Here is a 17,729-nt window from a genome sequence, read left to right as displayed (position 1 = left end):
CGCATCTGTATTCTCAAGGAAGTTACCCGCATGGATGCCCGCTTTACCGCTCTACGCCCAGCTGCATGGGCGCTTTCCCTATTGGCGTTGGCCGGTTGCAGCTCGCTGCAAAAGCCTCAGGTGGACCCAGGCCTGGCACTCTTCAACGAAGCCATGACACTGCCGGCGCTCGACTACACCATCCTGCGCAACGGCGACAGAGTCGCGTACTCCGTCGACTTGCAGCAAAACCCGATCTCTGTGCAGTTCGACGCCTACTGCACACAAGGTCCTGGAAGGATGTTCTACCCCACGCGCACGGGCCTGCGGGCTTTTACTCCCTCACCGGCAACAGGCGTCGACCTGCCAGCGGCACAGGCCCAACAACTGCAGCAAAGCGCTCAATTGCAGAGCGTATGCAAGGCACGCCCCCTGCCCGACTGGCGGGTGCTGCAAACCTCTGCCGATCAGGGCTGGCTGCTGATCGACCGTAACAGCGTGCAGCAGCAAGGCAGTCAGATATCCGTCTGGGCCGCAGAGGATTACCTGCACTATCAGGTCGCCAAGACCGCATCGTTGTTTACTCAACGGCAGGAGCGGCTGACCCTGGATTGCACACAACGCACCATTACGTTGATGAGCCAGTTCAACCTCGATGAAACGCGCCAGATGATCAACGGCGAAATCCGTCGACAATTCAAGCCGCAAGCCTTGGATCAAGCTTCCGGCGAACATGCCCAGCTCTTCAAGGCTCTGTGCCAGGCGCCGGTGGAGCTGGCCCGGTTACCCGCTTTCAAGGCGCGCCAGGCATTGCCACCCGCTGCCAGCGCAACCAATGCCAACCCAGCCGTACTGGCGGCCATCCGAGCGCTCGGCCTGCCTGCGCCAACCCGCACCCTGAGCGAGCTGGCCTACGACTATGACGCCGTGCTCTTCAACAACACCCGCGTGGGCGACCAGACCAAGCAGACATTCATCAGTGTCGACAAAGCATCGGGTCAGACGCTGGTACAAACACGCGACTCGGCACTTGGCTTTAACCAGGAGCTGACCTTCCAAGGCCTGTTTGATCTGGACAGCCAAGGTCTCGACCGCAAAACAGGCACTGACAAGGTGAAGACACGCCTCTTGGTTGGCCTGAGCTTTCAAGGCGATTGGCGTAACTTGCCCCTCGCCAGTGAGGTGAGCTACACCCAAACGTGGTCAAAATCCATCAACCCCGATGGCAGTCCTTCGCCGGAGAACAGCGAGCCAAGAACCGTGACCTGCAAGGTCGCTCGGGAAATCCCGGCCGCCACTCTGACCCCGGACCTGAAGGGGCAAGCAAAGGTACTCGACTGCGTTCAGATGAAAGGTTGGACTTACCAGGCAGCCTACCTGAGCGACTATGGGCTGTTCATCAAATTGGGTGAGAACGCGTTGGTTGCGCAATGGAACTGGCATTTGAAATCGGTGAAGTGACGCGCGATAGCGTGGGTTGTTTGATCCCATGAAAATGCCCCGCCACGTGCGGGGCATTTTTATTCCGGTTGCACTCAGAACTGTGGGGTGTAGGTCATGGTGAACATCACATTGCGCGGGTCGCCATAGTAGTTACTGCCCCAGTTCGCGTTGTACGCCGGGATGTAGTACTTCTTGTCGAACATATTGTTCAGGTTCGCCGCGACGGTGAATTCCTGGTTGATCTTGTAGGCCACCCGCGAATCCCACAGTGCATTGCCCGGCACGCTGAAGGTGCGATCGTAGGCGACGGTGCTGCTTTGCGCCGTTACGCCAGCGCCGACGCTGACCTTCTGCCAGTCCCCCGGCAACTGGTAATCGCCCCACACCTTGAGCAGGTGCTTGGGCGTCCAGGTGCTGAAGACCTTGCCTTCGTAGGTGTCGTCCTTGAGGAACTTGGTGGTGTTGTACGTGTAGCTGGAGACCAGTTGCAGACCCGGCAGCACTTCACCGCCCAATGTGGCTTCAAAACCCTGGCTGCGGACCTTGCCCGAGGCCACCGAGCAGTACCAGCCATTACAGTTCATCGGCCCTTGCAGGTCCTGGACGCCACGATTTTCCTGGTCGTAGCGGAAGATCGCGAATGAAGTGTTGAGGCGGCCATCGGCCAGTTCACCCTTGATGCCCAGCTCGTAGTTCTTGCCCTCGATAGGCTTGAGCAGAGATCCGGAGGTGGTCAGGTTGGTTTGCGGCTCGAACGCATCGGCGTAGCTGGCGTAGGCCGACCATTGATCGTTCAGGGCATAGACCAGGCCTGCATACGGCGTGACCTTGCCGGAGGTTTGCGTGGTGCTTTCCTCGGCAACGCCGTACACGCCCTGGCGGCCGTTCTGGCCAATATAGGAGTACTCATACCAACTGGTGCGCGCGCCGAGGATCAGCGTGAACGGGTCCAGCACCTTGACGCGCCAGGTGCCATAGATGCCTTTCTGACGGATGTCATACCAGCTCTTCGAGGCGTTCCCCGCCTGGAACAACTGGTATTTGTCGCGCTGCACACGGTTATGGTCGATGTTGAAAATATCCGCGCCATTCGTTGCCGCCCGCGCCCACTGGTCGTCGGTGGTGAGTTTGGAATAGTTGGCGCCCAGAACCATTTCCTGTTGGAAACCCAGGCCGTCGAACTTGCCGTTGACATACACATCCGCGCCGCGACTTTTGGTATTGAAGTCGGTCACCCAGTCGATGTAGCGCACATTGCCCGTGTCGCCGGGGTTGGGGACAGTATCCCACGTCGCCTGGTAGGTCGCGTCGTTGTGTTCGTCCATCGCCACCAGCGCGGCCTTCACCTTCCAGTCATCGTTGAAACGATGCTCCAGGTCGGCGAACACCTGGGTCTGGTTGTTGACGGCACGGTTCCAGCTGGCGCCGACAAAGGTCGAGCGCGGCAGGCCGATATCACTGCCATTGGCGTAGCGGGGCAGCGACATGAAGTTGGGGCGTGAGTGGCCTTTCTGGTTGCTGATGCCGACGCCCACGGTGGTGTCTGGCGTGAAGTCGTAGTCGACGGCGCCATAGACGGTCTGATTCCAGCCGCCCGCGTAGTCGACGAAGGAGTTGGTGGTGTCGTAATCCGCCACAAACCGGCCGCGCAAGGTGCCTTCCGGGTTGAGCGGGCCACCGGCATCGACTTGGGTGCCATAGTGGTCCCACGAGCCGGCCTTGGCGGTGATGGTCACTGTCGTTGCCTGCTGGCCACGCTTGCGCACCAGATTCATGGTGCCGCCGGGGCTGTTCGCGCCTTGCAGCAAGGCCGCCGGGCCGCGCAGGGTTTCGACGCGGTCATAGATCGCCATGTTTTCCGTGAGGTAGCTGCCCAGCGTATAGGTGTTACGCGGGATTCCCACGCCGTCGTATTGCAGCGTGCCGACTTCGAAACCACGGGAGAAGATGAACATGCCAGGGCCAGGAGATTTGGTCGCCGTCAGGCCGGGCGTGCGCTTGACCACGTCGGAGAGCTTCGTGGTGTTCTGGTCGTCCATCTGCTTGCGGGTCATGACGCTGACCGACTGCGGGATGTCCTTGAGTTTCTGCTCGCCCTTGCCGATGGTCACGGCACCCGTGGTGTAGGAGCCGGTGCCTTCGGTGGTGACGCCCAGGCGCTCGGCGCTGATGGTGGTGGCGCCGACTTCGAGGGCGCCACCGGCGTCCACACGCTTTTCCAGGGTAACGGTATCGGCATTGATAAACGCCGCACTCAACCCCGTGCCGCCGAGCAGTTGCCCCAAGGCTTCACGCTGCCCCAGGTTGCCCTTCACCCCCGGTGACACCACACCCTGGGTCAACTCACCATTCACCAGTACCTGCACCCGTGTCACTGCCGAAAATGCCGCCAGCGCACCGTCCAGGCTTTGCCCCGGAATATCGAATCGATAAGTCTGGGCCTGGGTGGTTTCGGCGGCCTGCAGATACAACGGCGCAGTGCCGCAGGCCATGGAAATAGCCAGTGCCAGCAAGGGCCGCGCGGCGAATCGGTGTGCCATGGATGGTGCTCCCCGGTGCAAAAAAGTCTGTGATCGGCGCCGCACTACTTGAGAGTGCTTACTATTTACGCCTCAGTGATCAAGGACGATGGCTTGCGGGGAAACCCTGAAAATATTTTGCAAAAGTTGCCGCTAAGAGGCTTTGCCTTCGCGCAACACCAGTAAATACGGGGTGTAGTGCTCAGCGCGCAGGTTGAGGGTGTATTCCAGCGCCTTGATCACGGCTTCCGGTTTGTCGATCTCGAACACGCCGGACACCACGCGATTGCGCAGCGCATCGCCCAGCACCAGGGTCTTGCCAGGCCAGTAGCGGTTCAACTCGCTGACCACTTCCGACAGCGGTTGTTGGCGGAACACCAGTTGTCGCTGGCGCCAGGCGAAACCGCTGGCCGCATCGAAACCGTGGGCCTCGGCAAGGTGCTGGCCCTGATATTCCACGGCCCGTCCCGGCTCCAGGTAGACCGGCTCACCGGCGCCCGCGCTGACCTGCACCTTGCCCTGCGCCACTTGCACCCGCGTCTGCGCATCCCGCCTTGCCACGCTGAACTGGGTGCCGACCACCGTCACCCAGCCCTCGCCGGACTGCACCACGAAGGGCCGCGCCGGGTCTTTGGTCACGCTGAAAAAACCTTCCCCGCGCAACAGACGAATCTGACGCTCACCGCTGCTCATGCGTACCTGAACGGCGCTGTCGGTATTGAGCTGCAACTGGGAGCCGTCCGCCAACTCGACTGTGCGCGTTTCGCCGGTGCCGGTGGCGTAGTCCGCGCGCAGGCGGTCGAGCCAGGGCGTGTTCTGCACGGTCAACCCAACCGCCAGCAGCACGGCAGCGGCATAAGCCCAACGCCGCGCGGGTTTGCGCCACGCGACCTGCTCGGCGCGGCGGATCAGCCGTGCCGGTTCACGCAAACCGCCGAGCATCGCCTGCACTTCCTGCCACGCGTCGTCCTGGGGCTGGCCCTGCCCGAGCCAGGCGGCAAAAGCGTCCATCTCGGCCGGGGTCACGTCCTCGGCCTGCAAGCGGAAGTACCAGGCGGACGCTTCTTCGAACAACGCGTCGGCAGTGGGTAACGCAGTCATGACCGACGTCCTTGTGTGTCGCAGGCGAGCCGCGTCTTGATGTAGGCACGGCATTCAATCAAGGCGCGGCGCAGTTGGTATTCCACGCTGCGCGGGCTGATCGACAGGCGTTCGCCAATCTCGCGGTAGGAAAGTTCGTCGACATGATAGAGCAGGAAGATCTGCCGAGTCGCCTCGGGCAACGCCAGGATTGCGTCCTGCATCAGTTGCTCCTGCTGGTAGGCGGCCAGTTGTTCGTCGGCACCGGGGTTGCCGCACGGCAGTTCTTCGCTGGGCTCGCCGGCATCCAGGCGCTCACGGCGGATGGCCTGGCGCTGGTGATCGCGCACCAGGTTGCTGGCGATGGTGAAGAGGAAGGCTGGCAGGTTGTCGATCTTCTCGCCGGAGTCCAGACGTGCCAGGCGCAGGAACGATTCCTGGGTCAGGTCGGCGGCCACCTGGGCGCTGCCGGTGCGGCGGGTGACGAAGGCTTCGAGGGCTTTCTTCTGCTCCGCGAACAGGCGCGCTATCTGCGAATTCCAGGAGGACACAGCACTACCTTGAGAAGAACGGAGGGTTCAGGAAGTGCGCACGCTAGCAGATGATGAGATTGGTTCGCAATTGATATCTATTTTTGCTGTGGCTTTTGGCCTGTCAATCAGATAGCTATCGGGGCAAGCCCCCTCCCACACTGACTGCATTCTCATGTTGGAACTCGGTCAACTGTGGGAGGGGGCTTGCCCCCGATTAAAGCCACCTCGGACTTACTGGATTTCATCAGGCTTGACGATCACCCAGTTCTTGTCCGCCGTCACCGGCAACCCTTCCTTGGCCTGCGCCGCCGCGTGCTTGGCGATCATGCCGTTCAACTGGGTCATGTATTTGTCCTTGCGGTTGATCCACAGGTGGATACCACCCTTGGCCACGTCCACGTCGTGAAACAGCATGTAGCCATCGCTGGTCGGGGTGTCGCCACCCACCAGTACCGGCTTTTTCCATTCGTCGATGTAGGTGAGGATCGCCGCGTGCTTGCCGGCCATCCAGGTCGCCGGGGTCCACAGGTAGGGCGTGAGTTCCAGGCCCAGGTTGGCCTTTTCGTCATACTTGCCGGCGGTGATCTGTTTGCGCGCGGTGGTCAGCTCGCCGGTCTTGCGGTCCTTGAGCAAGGTGGTCACGCCGATGACGTTCTCGGGCTTGACGTTGTAGCCGTACTTCGGATCGGCGGCGACCATGCGCACCAGCTCTTCGGAAGCGGCGGTCATCACATACACCTCGATGCCGTTTTCCATCAGTTTGTTGTATAGCTCGGCCTGGCCGGTGAAGACTTTCGGCGGTTGCACCTCGGACTTCTTAATGGCGTCGCCTTCGAAATAAGTGACGGGCACGGGCTTGCCGGAGGCCATCAGCTCATCGACCTGCACTTTGAGCTCCTTGAGGGTGAACCCCGAGAACACCTGGGCAACCCACGGGTAACAGACCATGTCGTCCACTTCGCAGAGGCGATAGTAGTAGCTGAACAGACTTTCCTTATGGTCGGCAGTGTCTTTGAACGGCATAAGCTTGAGCGACGGATCAAGGCTGTCGCGGGTAATCAGGCCCTTGTTTTCCATGTAGGGCAGCAGGGACTCTTCGAGGTCGTAGCGGTAGCTGGTGTTGTCCATGTCGAACACCGCGAAATTGCCCTTGTTGGCGTTGGCGGCGATCATTTTGTTCAGTTGCTCGGCGGCCGGGGCCGGCCAGTGTTTCAACTCGGTAGCGGCCATGGTTGGCCCGGCAAGGCCCAAGCACAGTGCGGCGGCAAACAATCTCGAAGCGAGCTTCATATGCGTTTCTCCCTGAGTGAAAAACATCGACGCTAACAAATCCCTGTGACAGTTATCGCCCGAGCACGACCGCTTGCGTCGTGAACGCGCCAAGGACATGTGCCTGAGCGTCAAGGGCTTATTCCAAAAACGACAGTCACCATTCCATATCGGTATTAAATCAATATATTTCAAGCTGTTAGGCTTTCCGGTTCGCAATCGCAGGCTCGCGCGATTGGCTGCCTTCTCAACGGAGCTTCAATGAATCTGCCCCTGATTCTCAACTTACTGGTGTTCGTGGCCCTGTTGCTGGGCCTGGCACAAACCCGTCGCACAAACTGGAGCCTCGCCAAGAAGGTGCTGTTTGCCCTTGTACTCGGCGTGGTGTTCGGCACCGTGCTGCACACGGTCTACGGTGACGGCAACCCGGTACTCAAGGCCTCCATCGGCTGGTTCGACCTGGTCGGCAACGGTTATGTGCAACTGCTGCAAATGATCGTGATCCCGCTGGTATTCGCGTCGATCCTCAGCGCCGTGGCACGCCTGCACAACGCCTCGTCCCTGGGCAAGATCAGCTTCCTGACCATCGGCACACTGCTGTTCACCACCGCGATTGCGGCGCTGATCGGCATCGCCCTGACCAACCTGTTCGGCCTCACCGCCGAAGGCCTGGTGGCCGGCACCCAGGAAATGGCGCGCCTGCAAGTGATCCAGAGCGATTACGCGGGCAAGGTCGCCGACCTGAATATCCCGCAACTGCTGCTGTCGTTCGTGCCGGCCAACCCGTTCGCCGACCTGGCCCGGGCCAAGCCGACCTCGATCATCAGCGTGGTGATTTTCGCCGCATTCCTGGGGGTTGCCGCACTGCAACTGCTCAAGGATGACGTGGAAAAGGGCCAGAAAGTCCTCAACGCCATCGACACCCTGCAAGCCTGGGTGATGCGCCTGGTGCGCCTGGTGATGAAGCTGACGCCGTATGGCGTATTGGCGCTGATGACCAAAGTGGTCGCCGGCTCCAACCTGCAAGACATCATCAAGCTCGGCAGTTTCGTGGTGGTGTCGTACCTGGCCCTGGGCCTGATGTTCGTGGTGCACGGCCTGCTGCTGTCCCTGGCCGGGATCAACCCGCTGCGCTTCTTCCGCAAGGTGTGGCCGGTGCTGACCTTTGCCTTCACCAGCCGCTCCAGCGCGGCGGCGATCCCGCTGAGCATTGAAGCGCAGACCCGTCGCCTGGGCATCCCGCAATCCATCGCTGGGTTTGCCGCCTCGTTCGGCGCGACCATCGGCCAGAACGGTTGCGCCGGCCTCTACCCGGCGATGTTGGCGGTGATGGTCGCGCCGACCGTGGGCATCAACCCGCTGGACCCGCTGTGGATCGCGACCCTGGTGGCGATTGTGACCTTGAGTTCGGCCGGTGTGGCCGGCGTGGGCGGCGGTGCGACCTTCGCCGCGCTGATCGTGCTGCCGGCCATGGGCTTGCCGGTGTCACTGGTGGCGCTGCTGATTTCCGTGGAGCCGCTGATCGACATGGGCCGTACGGCGTTGAACGTGAATGGCTCGATGACGGCGGGGGCGATTACCAGCCAGGTCATGGGGCAGACGGACAAGGCGTTGTTGAATGCGGATGAGCATGCGGAATTAGCGCAAGCCTGATAGATAGCAATCGGGGGCAAGCCCCCTCCCACACTTGACGGTCAAGATGTGGGAGGGGGCTTGCCCCCGATGCTTTTAAGCTTTTTCCCAGACTTCAAAGTTGTAAGCAGGCTTATCACCTTCAGCTGGATTCTCCAGATTGGAAACCAACTTCCACTGGCCCCGATCAAACTCCGGAAACCAGGCATCCCCCTCCGGGCTCAACGCCACCCGCGTCAAATACAGCCGATCCGCCTGCTCCAGCCCCTGCGCATACAACTGAGCACCGCCAATCAGCATCAGCTCGTCAACGCCTTGCGCCGTTGCCCATTCCTCAGCGCGCTCTAGCGCGGCCTCCAGAGACGGAAAAACTTCCGCACCTTCCAGCGCCAGATCGGTCTGACGGCTGACCACGATGTTCAAGCGCCCCGGCAACGGTCGGCCCAGGGAGTCCCAGGTCTTGCGCCCCATGATGATCGGCTTGCCGAGCGTGGTGGCCTTGAAATATTTGAAATCCCCCGGCAAATGCCAGGGCATGCTGTTGTCGACGCCGATCACACGGTTTTCACCGAGGGCTGCGATCAGGCTTAAAGGGAGAGTTTTTTTCATGGCGACGAGAATACCAGAGCCCCGAGCCAGGGGTTATGCTCCAGGCTCACAAACACGACAGGACAACGCGTGACTCCTTTGCACACACTCTGGCTGACAGAAACCGTGCGCCTGCGCGAAGAACACGCCGGCCCTCTGGAAGACCTGGAAGCCAGCCGCCTGGCCCGCACCGTCGGTGGCGACATGCCGACGCGCATCCAGCACCGCGCCCTGCACCTGGCCGAGCGCGATGGGCTCACGACCGCCCTCACCCGCTGGTTGCAAGGCGCACGTCTGGCGCTGGTGCTGCTGGCGGTCGTCGCGGTGATCAGCGGTGCGGGCCTGGCCTTTGCCGCGCTGGGCAACGGTCTGGTCCCGGTGAATGTGTTCTGGGCCTTGGGCAGCTTGCTCGGCTTGAACCTGATCCTGCTGATCAGTTGGGCCTTGGGCCTGCTGTTTGCCGGTGAACACAGCGCCAGCCTGGGGCGACTGTGGTTATGGCTCAGCGAAAAACTCGCCCGTGACGCGAAGGCTGCGCAGCTGGCGCCCGCACTGCTGCTATTGTTGCAACGGCAGAAACTCAATCGCTGGGCCGTAGGTGTGCTGGTCAATAGCCTGTGGTTGCTGGCGTTGCTCAGCGCCCTGGTGATTCTGCTGACACTACTCGCCACCCGCCGCTACGGCTTCGTGTGGGAAACCACCATTCTCGGCGCCGACACCTTCGTCGCCGTCACCCAGGCCCTCGGCGCCCTGCCCGCCCTGCTGGGCTTCAATGTGCCGACTGTCGAGATGATCCGCGCCAGCGGCGATTCCGCGCTGAATATCGAAAGCGCCCGCCAGGCCTGGGCCGCATGGCTGGTGGGCGTGCTGCTGGTCTATGGCCTGTTGCCCCGCTTGATCCTTGCCCTGCTCTGCCTGTGGCGCTGGAAACGTGGACGCGCCGCCCTGCGCCTGGACCTCAACCTGCCCGGCTACAGCCAATTGCGCGAGCGCCTGATGCCGAGCAGTGAGCGCCTCGGGGTCAACGATGCCGCCCCCGAACAACTGCATCACGTCAGCGGCGGCGTCAGCGAACTGCAAAGCGACGGCGCGCTGCTGGTGGCCATCGAACTGGACGACCAGCGCCCCTGGCCGCCCAAACTGCCGCACAACGTGAAGAACGCCGGGATCCTCGACAGCCGCGAATCGCGCAACAAACTGCTGGAACAACTCACGCGCTTCCCGCCCGCACGCCTGGCCATCGCCTGCGACCCGCGCCGCTCGCCGGATCGCGGCAGCCTGGCGCTGATCGCCGAACTCGCCCGCAGCGCCACCGCCACCCGCGTGTGGCTGCTGCAAGCGCCGCCCGGCCAGGCCCTCGATGCCGAGCGCCTGGGCGACTGGCACACCGCGCTGCAACAGCTTGAATTGCCCTTTGCCGACTGCGCACCGCTGAACTGGCTGGAGACCGGTCATGACTAAGCCCCTGAAACTCGCCGTGGTTGGCCACACCAATGTCGGCAAGACGTCGCTGCTGCGCACCCTTACGCGAGATGTGGGCTTCGGCGAAGTGTCCCATCGTCCCAGTACCACACGGCATGTGGAAGGCGCACGCTTGTCGGTGGACGGCGAAGCCCTGCTGGAGCTGTACGACACCCCCGGCCTGGAAGACGCCATCGCCCTGCTCGATTACCTGGAGCGCCTGGATCGCCCCGGCGAACGCCTCGACGGCCCGGCCCGCCTGGCGCGGTTCCTGGAAGGCAGCGAAGCGCGCCAGCGTTTCGAACAGGAAGCCAAGGTGCTGCGCCAACTCCTGGCCTCCGACGCCGGCCTGTATGTGATCGACGCCCGCGAGCCGGTACTGGCCAAATACCGCGACGAGCTGCAAGTGCTGGCCAGTTGCGGCAAGCCGTTGCTGCCGGTGCTCAACTTTGTCAGCAGCAGCGACCACCGCGAGCCGGACTGGCGCGAAGCCCTGGCTCGGCTTGGCCTGCACGCGCTGGTGCGCTTCGACAGCGTGGCACCGCCGGAAGACGGCGAGCGGCGCCTGTATGAAAGCCTCGCCCTGCTGCTGGAAAACGCACGGCCGCAATTGGAACGGCTGATCCTGGATCAAGGGGCGCAGCGCCAGGCCCGCCAGCAAAGCGCCGCCCGGCTGATCGCCGAACTGCTGATCGACTGCGCCGCCTGCCGCCGTAGCGTGGTCACCGAAGATGAACAACACGCCATCGGCGACCTGCGCAAAGCCGTGCGCCAACGCGAACAAAAGTGTGTGGAAGCGCTGCTCAAGCTGTTCGGCTTCCGCCCGCAGGATGCCGCCGCCAGTGACTTGCCGCTGCTGGACGGGCGCTGGGGCGACGACCTGTTCAACCCGGAAACTCTCAAGCAACTCGGCGTGCGCGTCGGTGGCGGAATCGCCGCAGGCGCAGCGGCGGGTGCCGGTGTGGATCTGTTGGTCGGCGGCCTGACCTTGGGCGCCGCCGCCCTGGCCGGCGCCATTGCCGGTGGCGCGCTGCAAACCGCACGCAGCTATGGCAGCCGGCTGCTGGGCAAGATCAAAGGCCAGCGCGAGCTGACCGTGGACGACAGCGTATTGCGCCTGCTCGCCCTGCGCCAACGCCAGTTGCTCAAGGCTCTGGACCTGCGCGGCCATGCGGCGATGCACAGCATCAAGGTCGACACGCCCCAGGACAAGACCTGGCGCGAGGGCAAGTTGCCGGATGCATTGCACAAAGCCCGCGCCCACCCGCAGTGGTCGTCGCTCAACCCTCACCCCAAGCTCAGCCAGGCTGAGCGCCAGGAACAGATCGAAGCACTGGCCCGGCGCCTCGACGAAACCTAAGCCGCCAGCACCTGCCGCGCCTTGGCCTTGAGTACCTCGAGGTCGAGCACCGGCACGTGCATTGCCTTGGCCTGCTCGTCCCAATGACGCATGCGCAGGCTGATCTCGCAGAGCGGATCTTGTTCAAACGCCTGCGCCTCTTCCTGAGTCATTACACCGCCCTGGTACCCGAGCGTACGGCGGCTGGCTTCGCTCAGGCGGGCGTAATAACCCGGCTGGCTGAAGGTCAGGTAGCGCTTGGCTTGCACGTGATACTCCACCAGTTTGGCCATGCGCTCGCTGAAGCCTGCACGACGCAAGTAATCGGCGCCGAACTGCTCATGACTGACCACGCCATAGCCGCCCATGTTTTCGCCGCCATCGCCGCACAAGTGCCCGATATCGTGGAAAAACGCCGCCAGCACCACTTCATCATCGAAGCCTTCGGCCATGGCCAACTGTGCGGCCTGGGACATGTGCTCGATCTGCGACACCGGCTCGCCGATGTAATCCGCCGTGCCGTGCTGTTCGTACAAGCCGAAGACTTCGGCGATGGTCTGTTCCGGGTTGATCACGCCGCCCCCCACAAGGTTGTGATATTTCGCTCAGCCATTGCCGGCCCCACGCTCATGCCCACACCGGTGTGCATCAACGCCGCGCTCACACCCGGCGCCGCCCGCAGGAACGAAAACGGCGCCGGCCCGCGTGAGCCGTACACGCCCTGCCAGCGCTCCACGACCTGGATCTTGCAGCCCAGGGTCTGCTCGGCCAGCGCGATCATCCAGTCATCGACCTGCTCGGCATTGAACGGCGATGCATCGCTGCCGTAGTCATGGGAGTCACCGATGATCAGTTCGCCATGGGGCGTCGGGCTGATCAGCAAATGGATACCGTGCTCATGCAGGTGCGGTGCCTCCCGCAGGATTTGCGCCTGCACCGGCGCGGCTTCCGGCAGGTCGGCAAAGGCACCGTAATGCACGCAGCTCAAGCCGGTGAGCAACGCGTGTTGCAGGTTCAGGTTCACCGCTGGCCGCGCGCGCAGCATTTGCAGGCGGCAGATGCTCGGGTTGAGTTCGGCCATCGCTTCGGCCAGCAGGGTCTGGTAGTCGTGGCCGGAGCACACGATGATCTGTTCAGCGCGAAAGCTGCCTGCCGTGCTGTGCAACTGGCCCGGTTCGACGTCGCGCACCAGCGTAGAGAAGTAGAACTGCACCTTCAGCTCTTGCGCCAGGTAGTTGATCAGCGCCGGGATCGCTTCGCGCGAATACAGTTGCTGATCGTCCTTGCCATGCAACGCAGCGCGGTGATGGCGGAACTGGCCGCCGTACAGGTCCTTCATCGCTGCGCCTTGCAGCAGGTCGACGTTGTAGCCGTGTTCCTGCGCACGGCCAGCGCAGAACGCTTCCAACAGATGCTCTTCGGCTTCGGTGCGGGCGAACAGGTAGGCGCCGTTGCGCTTGAGTTGCAGCCCTGCGACCTGCGCCCAATGGCCCCAGATCTCACGGCTTTCGCGTGCCAGGTCGAGCATCGGCCCCGGTGGTTGGCCGGTCACCAGCGCCTGGCCGAAGTTGCGCACCGAAGCGCCCAAGGGCGTGGCGCTGCGTTCGAACACCTTGACCTTGAGGCCGCGTTTGGCGGCGGCGTAGGCGTGGGACAGGCCGAGGATGCCGGCACCGATGATCAGCAGGTCGCTGTGGTGTGTCATATCGTAATGTCCTGTTTTGCAGACCGCCATCGGGGGCAAGCCCCCTCCCACAGTTCGATTAGTGTGGGAGGGGGCTTGCCCCCGATGAGGCCAGTAGCCCCAACGAAAAACCTTACTGCCCTGCCACTTTCTCCGACTTGCCGTCATAGCGCTTGCGCCACTCGGTCAAGATGCTGTCGCGGTTCTTCGACGCCCAGGCAAAGTCGTTCTTGATCAAACGCTGCTCGTAGTCGGCCGGCAATTCGGTCTGCGGCTTGGCGATACCTGGCTGGGCGAGCACGGCAAAGTTGTCCTTGTACAGCTCCATGGCCGCCGGGCTGGCGGAGAAGTCGGCGAGCTTCTGCGCGGCGTCCTTGTGCGCGGTGCCTTTGATCACGGCGGTGGCTTCGATGTCCCAGCCCAGGCCTTCCTTCGGCAGGATGATGTCCAACGGCGCGCCCTGGCGTTTCAGCTGTACGGCCGGGTATTCAAACGAAATGCCGATCGGGAATTCACCGGAAGCCGCCAGCTTGCACGGCTTGGACCCGGAGTGAACGTACTGACCGATGTTCTGGTGCAGGTCGTCCATGTACTGCCAGCCTTGCTTTTCGCCGAAGGTCTGCAGCCAGGCGCTGACGTCAAGGAAACCGGTGCCGGACGAGGCCGGGTTGGGCATGACGATCTTGCCCTTGTACTCAGGCCTGGTCAGGTCCTGCCAGCTCACCGGCTTGGTCAGGCCCTGTTTCTCGGCTTCAACGGTGTTGAAGCAGATGGTCGCCGCCCACACGTCCATGCCGACCCACGCCGGTGGGTTGGCGGCATCGCGATAGTTCTTGCCGATCTTGTCCAGGTCTTTGGGCGCGTAGTTGTCCAGCATGCCTTGCTGGTCGAGGATCGCCAGGCTGGAGGCGGCCAGGCCCCACACTGCGTCGGCTTGCGGGCGGTCTTTCTCGGCCAGCAGCTTGGCGGTGATGATGCCGGTGGAGTCACGCACCCATTTGATTTCGACGTCGGGGTTAGCCTGTTCGAAGGCCTTTTTGTAGGTCTTCAATTGCTCGGCTTCGAGGGCCGTGTACACGGTCAACTCGGTTTTTGCGGCAAAGGCATTCACGCTGAATGCCGTGAGTACCGCCGCGACCAGCGCCAGGGGCTTGAACATGGAACACCTCCTTCAGGATTATTGCCCGGGCGCGGTCTGGCGCCAGGCTTGGGAGCGGCGCAACGCGCCACGTGAAGCCCACGCCAGCAGCAGCGAAACGCCGGCCGAAGTGAACAGGATCAGGGTCGACATGGCCGCCGCACCGCCCACGTTGCCGGCGTCGTCCATGTTCAGCACGGCAACAGCGGCGAGGATGGTGTCGGGGCTGTAGAGGAAGATCGCGGCGGACACGGTGGTCATCGCCGACACAAACAGATAGCGCACGATGTCCAGCAGCGCCGGCAGGCAGATCGGCACCGTCACCTTCAAGTAATGCCGGTACAGCGGCGCCTTGAGGGACAGCGCGGCGGCTTCGAACTCGGCGTCGAGCTGGCGCAGTGCGGTGGTCGCGGTCATCTGTGCAGTGGTCAAATAATGCGCAATGGTGCACACCACCAGCAGGGTCATGGTTCCGTAGAACACATGCAGCGGATTGCCGTTGAGGTTGAAAAAGAACACGTAGCCCAGGCCCAGCACCAGGCCCGGCACGGCCATCGGCACGAAGCTGAGCATGCGCAGGGCCAGGTTGAGGCCCTTCTGGCCCTTGGTTTTTTCCATCAGGTAGGCGCCGGTGAAGATCAGCACGCTGCCGATCAACGCGGTGCACAGGGCCAGGGTCAGGCTGTTGCGGTAAGCCAGCCAACCGCCGCCGGCTGTGTCCTCGAACTGGTAATGGTTGAGGGACAGCGACAGGTTGTACGGCCAGAATTTCACCAGCGAGGAATACACCGCCATGCCGAACACCAACAGCAATACCGCACAGATCAGCAGCACGATGGCCAGGTAGCAGGCGTCTCGCAAGGCCGACGGCACCGGTTGAAACACTTGCGCACGGCCGCTCATGGAGTCGCCGTGACGGCGGCGCAGCCAGGCATCCACCCCAAAGCTGAACAACGCCGGCAACAGCAACACCATGCCGATCAGCGCACCGCGCCCGAACTGCTGCTGGCCGACCACCGCCTTGTAGGCCTCCAGGGCCAGCACCTGATAATCGCCACCCGCCACCACGGGCACACCGAAGTCGGTGATGGTCAGGGTGAACACCAGGCAAAACGCGGCGAACACCGCCTGGCGCGTGACCGGCCAGGTGATGCTGCGAAACGCCCGGGCCGGGCTGGCGCCCATGCTGGAGGCGGCATCGAACAGGCGTGCATCCGCCAGGGACAGCGCCGACAGCAGAATCATCAAGGCATGTGGGAAGGTGTAGATCACCTCCCCCAGCACAATGCCCCAGAAACCGTAGATGTTCTCCGAAAGCAGCCCGCGCAGCATGCCCTGGTTGCCAAACAGATAGACCAGCGCAATGCCCGGCAGCATCGACGGCGCCATCAGCGGCAGCAGTGACATACCGCGCCAGATCGCCTTGCCGGGAATCAAGGTGCGTTGCAGGGCGTAGGCAAACAGGTAGGCCAGCGGTACGACGATGGCCGCCACGCTCAGGGACACTTTCAGGCTATTGCCCAGCAGCCAATGGAAGTTGGCGCTGGTCACCAGCTCCCGCGCCGCCACCAGGCCACCGCCCTGCCCGGCCTCGCTGCTGAAACCGCGCCAGAAGATCGCCAGCAACGGCATCAATACAGCGAGGCCCAGCAGCAACAGCCACAGCAGTTTGCCGCCGACGACGAAAATTCTGTCGCCGGTTTCGGTGCGGGATACCTGGCGTGGCAGTGTCATCACAGCAGCCATCTCAGGCAAACACCTGCAGGCTGCGCGGCGGCAAGGCCACCCAGATGTCCTGTGCGCCCAGGCGCGGCATGGCTTCCGGGGCCAGTTCGGCGAGCAGCGGGTGGCCGGGCAATTGCTCCAGTTCAAAGCTCATACGGCAGCGATTGCCGAGGAAGGTGATCTCGCGCACCTTGGCCGGGAACAGGTTTTCTTCATGCACCGCCGGGTTGACGCTGATCGCCTCCGGACGGCAGAACAGGCGGCCGGACTTGGCCATGCCGGCATCGTCGGCCAGGCGCATGTTCATCCCGCCGACCTGGGCGTGACTGGCACTGTTGCGGCTGAACGGCAGCCAATTGCCCTGGCCGACAAACTCCGCCACGAACGGCGTGGCCGGACGGTCGTAGATCTCCTGGGGCGTGGCGTATTGCTCGACCTTGCCGTTGTTCATCACGGCGATGCGGTCGGCCATCAGCATCGCTTCATCCTGATTGTGGGTGACCATCAGCGTGGTAATGCCCAGGCACCGTTGCAGTTGGCGCAGCTCGGTGCACAGATGCTCACGCACGCGGGCGTCGAGGGCCGACATCGGTTCATCCAGCAACAACAACGAAGGCGCGGGCGCCAAGGCACGGGCCAAAGCGACGCGTTGCTGCTGGCCGCCAGACAGCTGGCCGGGGTATTTCTTTTCACTGCCGACCAGGCCGACCAGTTCAAGCATCTGGCCAACACGCTGGCGCACTTCATCACGACCGCTGCCGGTGAGGCCGTAGCCGATGTTCGCTTCGACAGTGAGGTTGGGAAACAACGCGTAGGACTGGAACAGAATGCCGTAGTCCCGCGCCTGAGGCGGCAGCAGGGAAACGTCACGGCTGCCCAGGTAAAGCTCGCCGCTGTCCTGGCGTTCCAGGCCGGCGATGCAGCGCAGCAAGGTGGTCTTGCCGCAACCGGACGGGCCCAGCAGGCACACCAGCTCGCCAGCGGCGACGTCCAGGGACACGTTGTCCAGCGCGGTAAAGGCGCCGAAGCGTTTCTGGATACCCCGCACCTTCATGGGCGCACCGGGTTGGGTCAGGGCTGTGTTCATGCAAGGCACCTCATCGAACGGATGAAGGCCATGCTAGGGGGGCAATGCGTCCCTGATGTGGCAGAAAGGCAAAACCCGGTGATAGTGGTATTCGTGGATTTGGGTAGGCAATATTTCTTCCGGAGAACCTAAATAACGCCACACCAGTAAGATCACGAAACAGAAGCTGAATCACTGGACACGACTTACCGCTGTTTACTGACACCCAAACCAGCTACGATCCAGCATCAATCGCTTTTGAAGTGGACTCAA

General features: G+C 62.6%; 14 protein-coding genes. 4 read left to right on the top strand and 10 right to left on the bottom strand.

The window, feature by feature from the left end; all coding sequences use genetic code 11:
- The first annotated feature begins 30 nt into the window (after nt 1-30).
- Nucleotides 31-1,440, top strand: a complete 1,410-nt coding sequence (locus BMX59_RS06230) for a surface-adhesin E family protein (protein WP_093120591.1) — start codon at nt 31-33, stop codon at nt 1,438-1,440.
- Nucleotides 1,441-1,514: 74 nt separating this feature from the next.
- Here the strand turns inward: BMX59_RS06230 and BMX59_RS06225 are convergent, their stop codons facing one another.
- The 4 genes from BMX59_RS06225 to BMX59_RS06210 form a co-directional block, all read right to left on the bottom strand.
- Nucleotides 1,515-3,962, bottom strand: coding sequence for a TonB-dependent siderophore receptor (locus tag BMX59_RS06225; RefSeq protein WP_093120588.1), 2,448 nt, complete (start codon nt 3,960-3,962; stop codon nt 1,515-1,517).
- Between the two features lie 132 nt (nt 3,963-4,094).
- On the bottom strand, nt 4,095-5,042 hold the full coding sequence (locus BMX59_RS06220) for a FecR family protein (protein WP_092241912.1): 948 nt from the start codon (nt 5,040-5,042) through the stop codon (nt 4,095-4,097).
- Nucleotides 5,039-5,572 carry an RNA polymerase sigma factor gene (locus BMX59_RS06215; RefSeq protein ID WP_093120584.1) on the bottom strand — a complete coding sequence of 178 codons (534 nt, stop codon included), beginning with the start codon at nt 5,570-5,572 and terminating at the stop codon, nt 5,039-5,041. Before BMX59_RS06215 ends, BMX59_RS06220 begins: the two co-directional genes overlap by 4 nt.
- Nucleotides 5,573-5,785: 213 nt before the next feature.
- Entirely contained in the window at nt 5,786-6,844 is a 1,059-nt protein-coding gene (locus tag BMX59_RS06210) for a phosphorylcholine phosphatase (protein ID WP_071490395.1), read from the bottom strand.
- A 240-nt stretch (nt 6,845-7,084) separates the two neighbouring features.
- On the opposite strand from BMX59_RS06210, the gene BMX59_RS06205 reads away from it, so the two are divergent.
- Nucleotides 7,085-8,476 (top strand): L-cystine transporter, encoded by a 1,392-nt coding sequence (locus BMX59_RS06205; protein ID WP_071490396.1) that lies wholly within the window; start codon nt 7,085-7,087, stop codon nt 8,474-8,476.
- 75 nt (nt 8,477-8,551) lie between these two features.
- Here BMX59_RS06205 and BMX59_RS06200 read toward each other — a convergent pair whose 3' ends face one another.
- Nucleotides 8,552-9,064, bottom strand: a complete 513-nt coding sequence (locus BMX59_RS06200; protein WP_092241902.1) for a dihydrofolate reductase — start codon at nt 9,062-9,064, stop codon at nt 8,552-8,554.
- 69 nt (nt 9,065-9,133) lie between these two features.
- Here BMX59_RS06200 and BMX59_RS06195 point away from each other — a divergent pair, with 69 nt between their 5' ends.
- Both BMX59_RS06195 and BMX59_RS06190 read left to right on the top strand, forming a co-directional pair.
- Complete coding sequence (locus BMX59_RS06195; RefSeq protein WP_093120581.1) at nt 9,134-10,504, top strand: DUF2868 domain-containing protein; 1,371 nt, start codon at nt 9,134-9,136, stop codon at nt 10,502-10,504.
- Nucleotides 10,497-11,864 (top strand): DUF3482 domain-containing protein, encoded by a 1,368-nt coding sequence (locus BMX59_RS06190; protein WP_093120578.1) that lies wholly within the window; start codon nt 10,497-10,499, stop codon nt 11,862-11,864. The genes BMX59_RS06195 and BMX59_RS06190 overlap by 8 nt, the downstream gene beginning before the upstream one ends.
- Here the strand turns inward: BMX59_RS06190 and BMX59_RS06185 are convergent.
- The 5 genes from BMX59_RS06185 to BMX59_RS06165 all read right to left on the bottom strand — a co-directional run bounded on the left by BMX59_RS06185 (nt 11,861) and on the right by BMX59_RS06165 (nt 17,477).
- Nucleotides 11,861-12,415, bottom strand: coding sequence for a phosphonate degradation HD-domain oxygenase (locus tag BMX59_RS06185; protein ID WP_093120913.1), 555 nt, complete (start codon nt 12,413-12,415; stop codon nt 11,861-11,863). The two genes, BMX59_RS06190 and BMX59_RS06185, sit on opposite strands and share 4 nt — an antisense overlap.
- The gene (locus BMX59_RS06180) at nt 12,415-13,548 is read right to left on the bottom strand and encodes a TIGR03364 family FAD-dependent oxidoreductase (protein WP_092241893.1); all 1,134 of its coding nucleotides are present in this window, start codon (nt 13,546-13,548) and stop codon (nt 12,415-12,417) included. Before BMX59_RS06180 ends, BMX59_RS06185 begins: the two co-directional genes overlap by 1 nt.
- Before the next feature lie 112 nt (nt 13,549-13,660).
- Nucleotides 13,661-14,686, bottom strand: coding sequence for a putative 2-aminoethylphosphonate ABC transporter substrate-binding protein (locus BMX59_RS06175; RefSeq protein ID WP_093120574.1), 1,026 nt, complete (start codon nt 14,684-14,686; stop codon nt 13,661-13,663).
- 18 nt (nt 14,687-14,704) lie between these two features.
- Nucleotides 14,705-16,411, bottom strand: coding sequence for a putative 2-aminoethylphosphonate ABC transporter permease subunit (locus BMX59_RS06170; protein ID WP_093120572.1), 1,707 nt, complete (start codon nt 16,409-16,411; stop codon nt 14,705-14,707).
- Nucleotide 16,412: 1 nt separating this feature from the next.
- Complete coding sequence (locus tag BMX59_RS06165) at nt 16,413-17,477, bottom strand: putative 2-aminoethylphosphonate ABC transporter ATP-binding protein (RefSeq protein ID WP_093120570.1); 1,065 nt, start codon at nt 17,475-17,477, stop codon at nt 16,413-16,415.
- Nucleotides 17,478-17,729: the final 252 nt, after the last annotated feature.

The organism is Pseudomonas sp. NFR09, assembly GCF_900111535.1.
In the GTDB taxonomy this organism is placed as follows: domain Bacteria; phylum Pseudomonadota; class Gammaproteobacteria; order Pseudomonadales; family Pseudomonadaceae; genus Aquipseudomonas; species Aquipseudomonas extremorientalis.
This window is presented reverse-complemented; position numbering and strand designations above follow the sequence as displayed.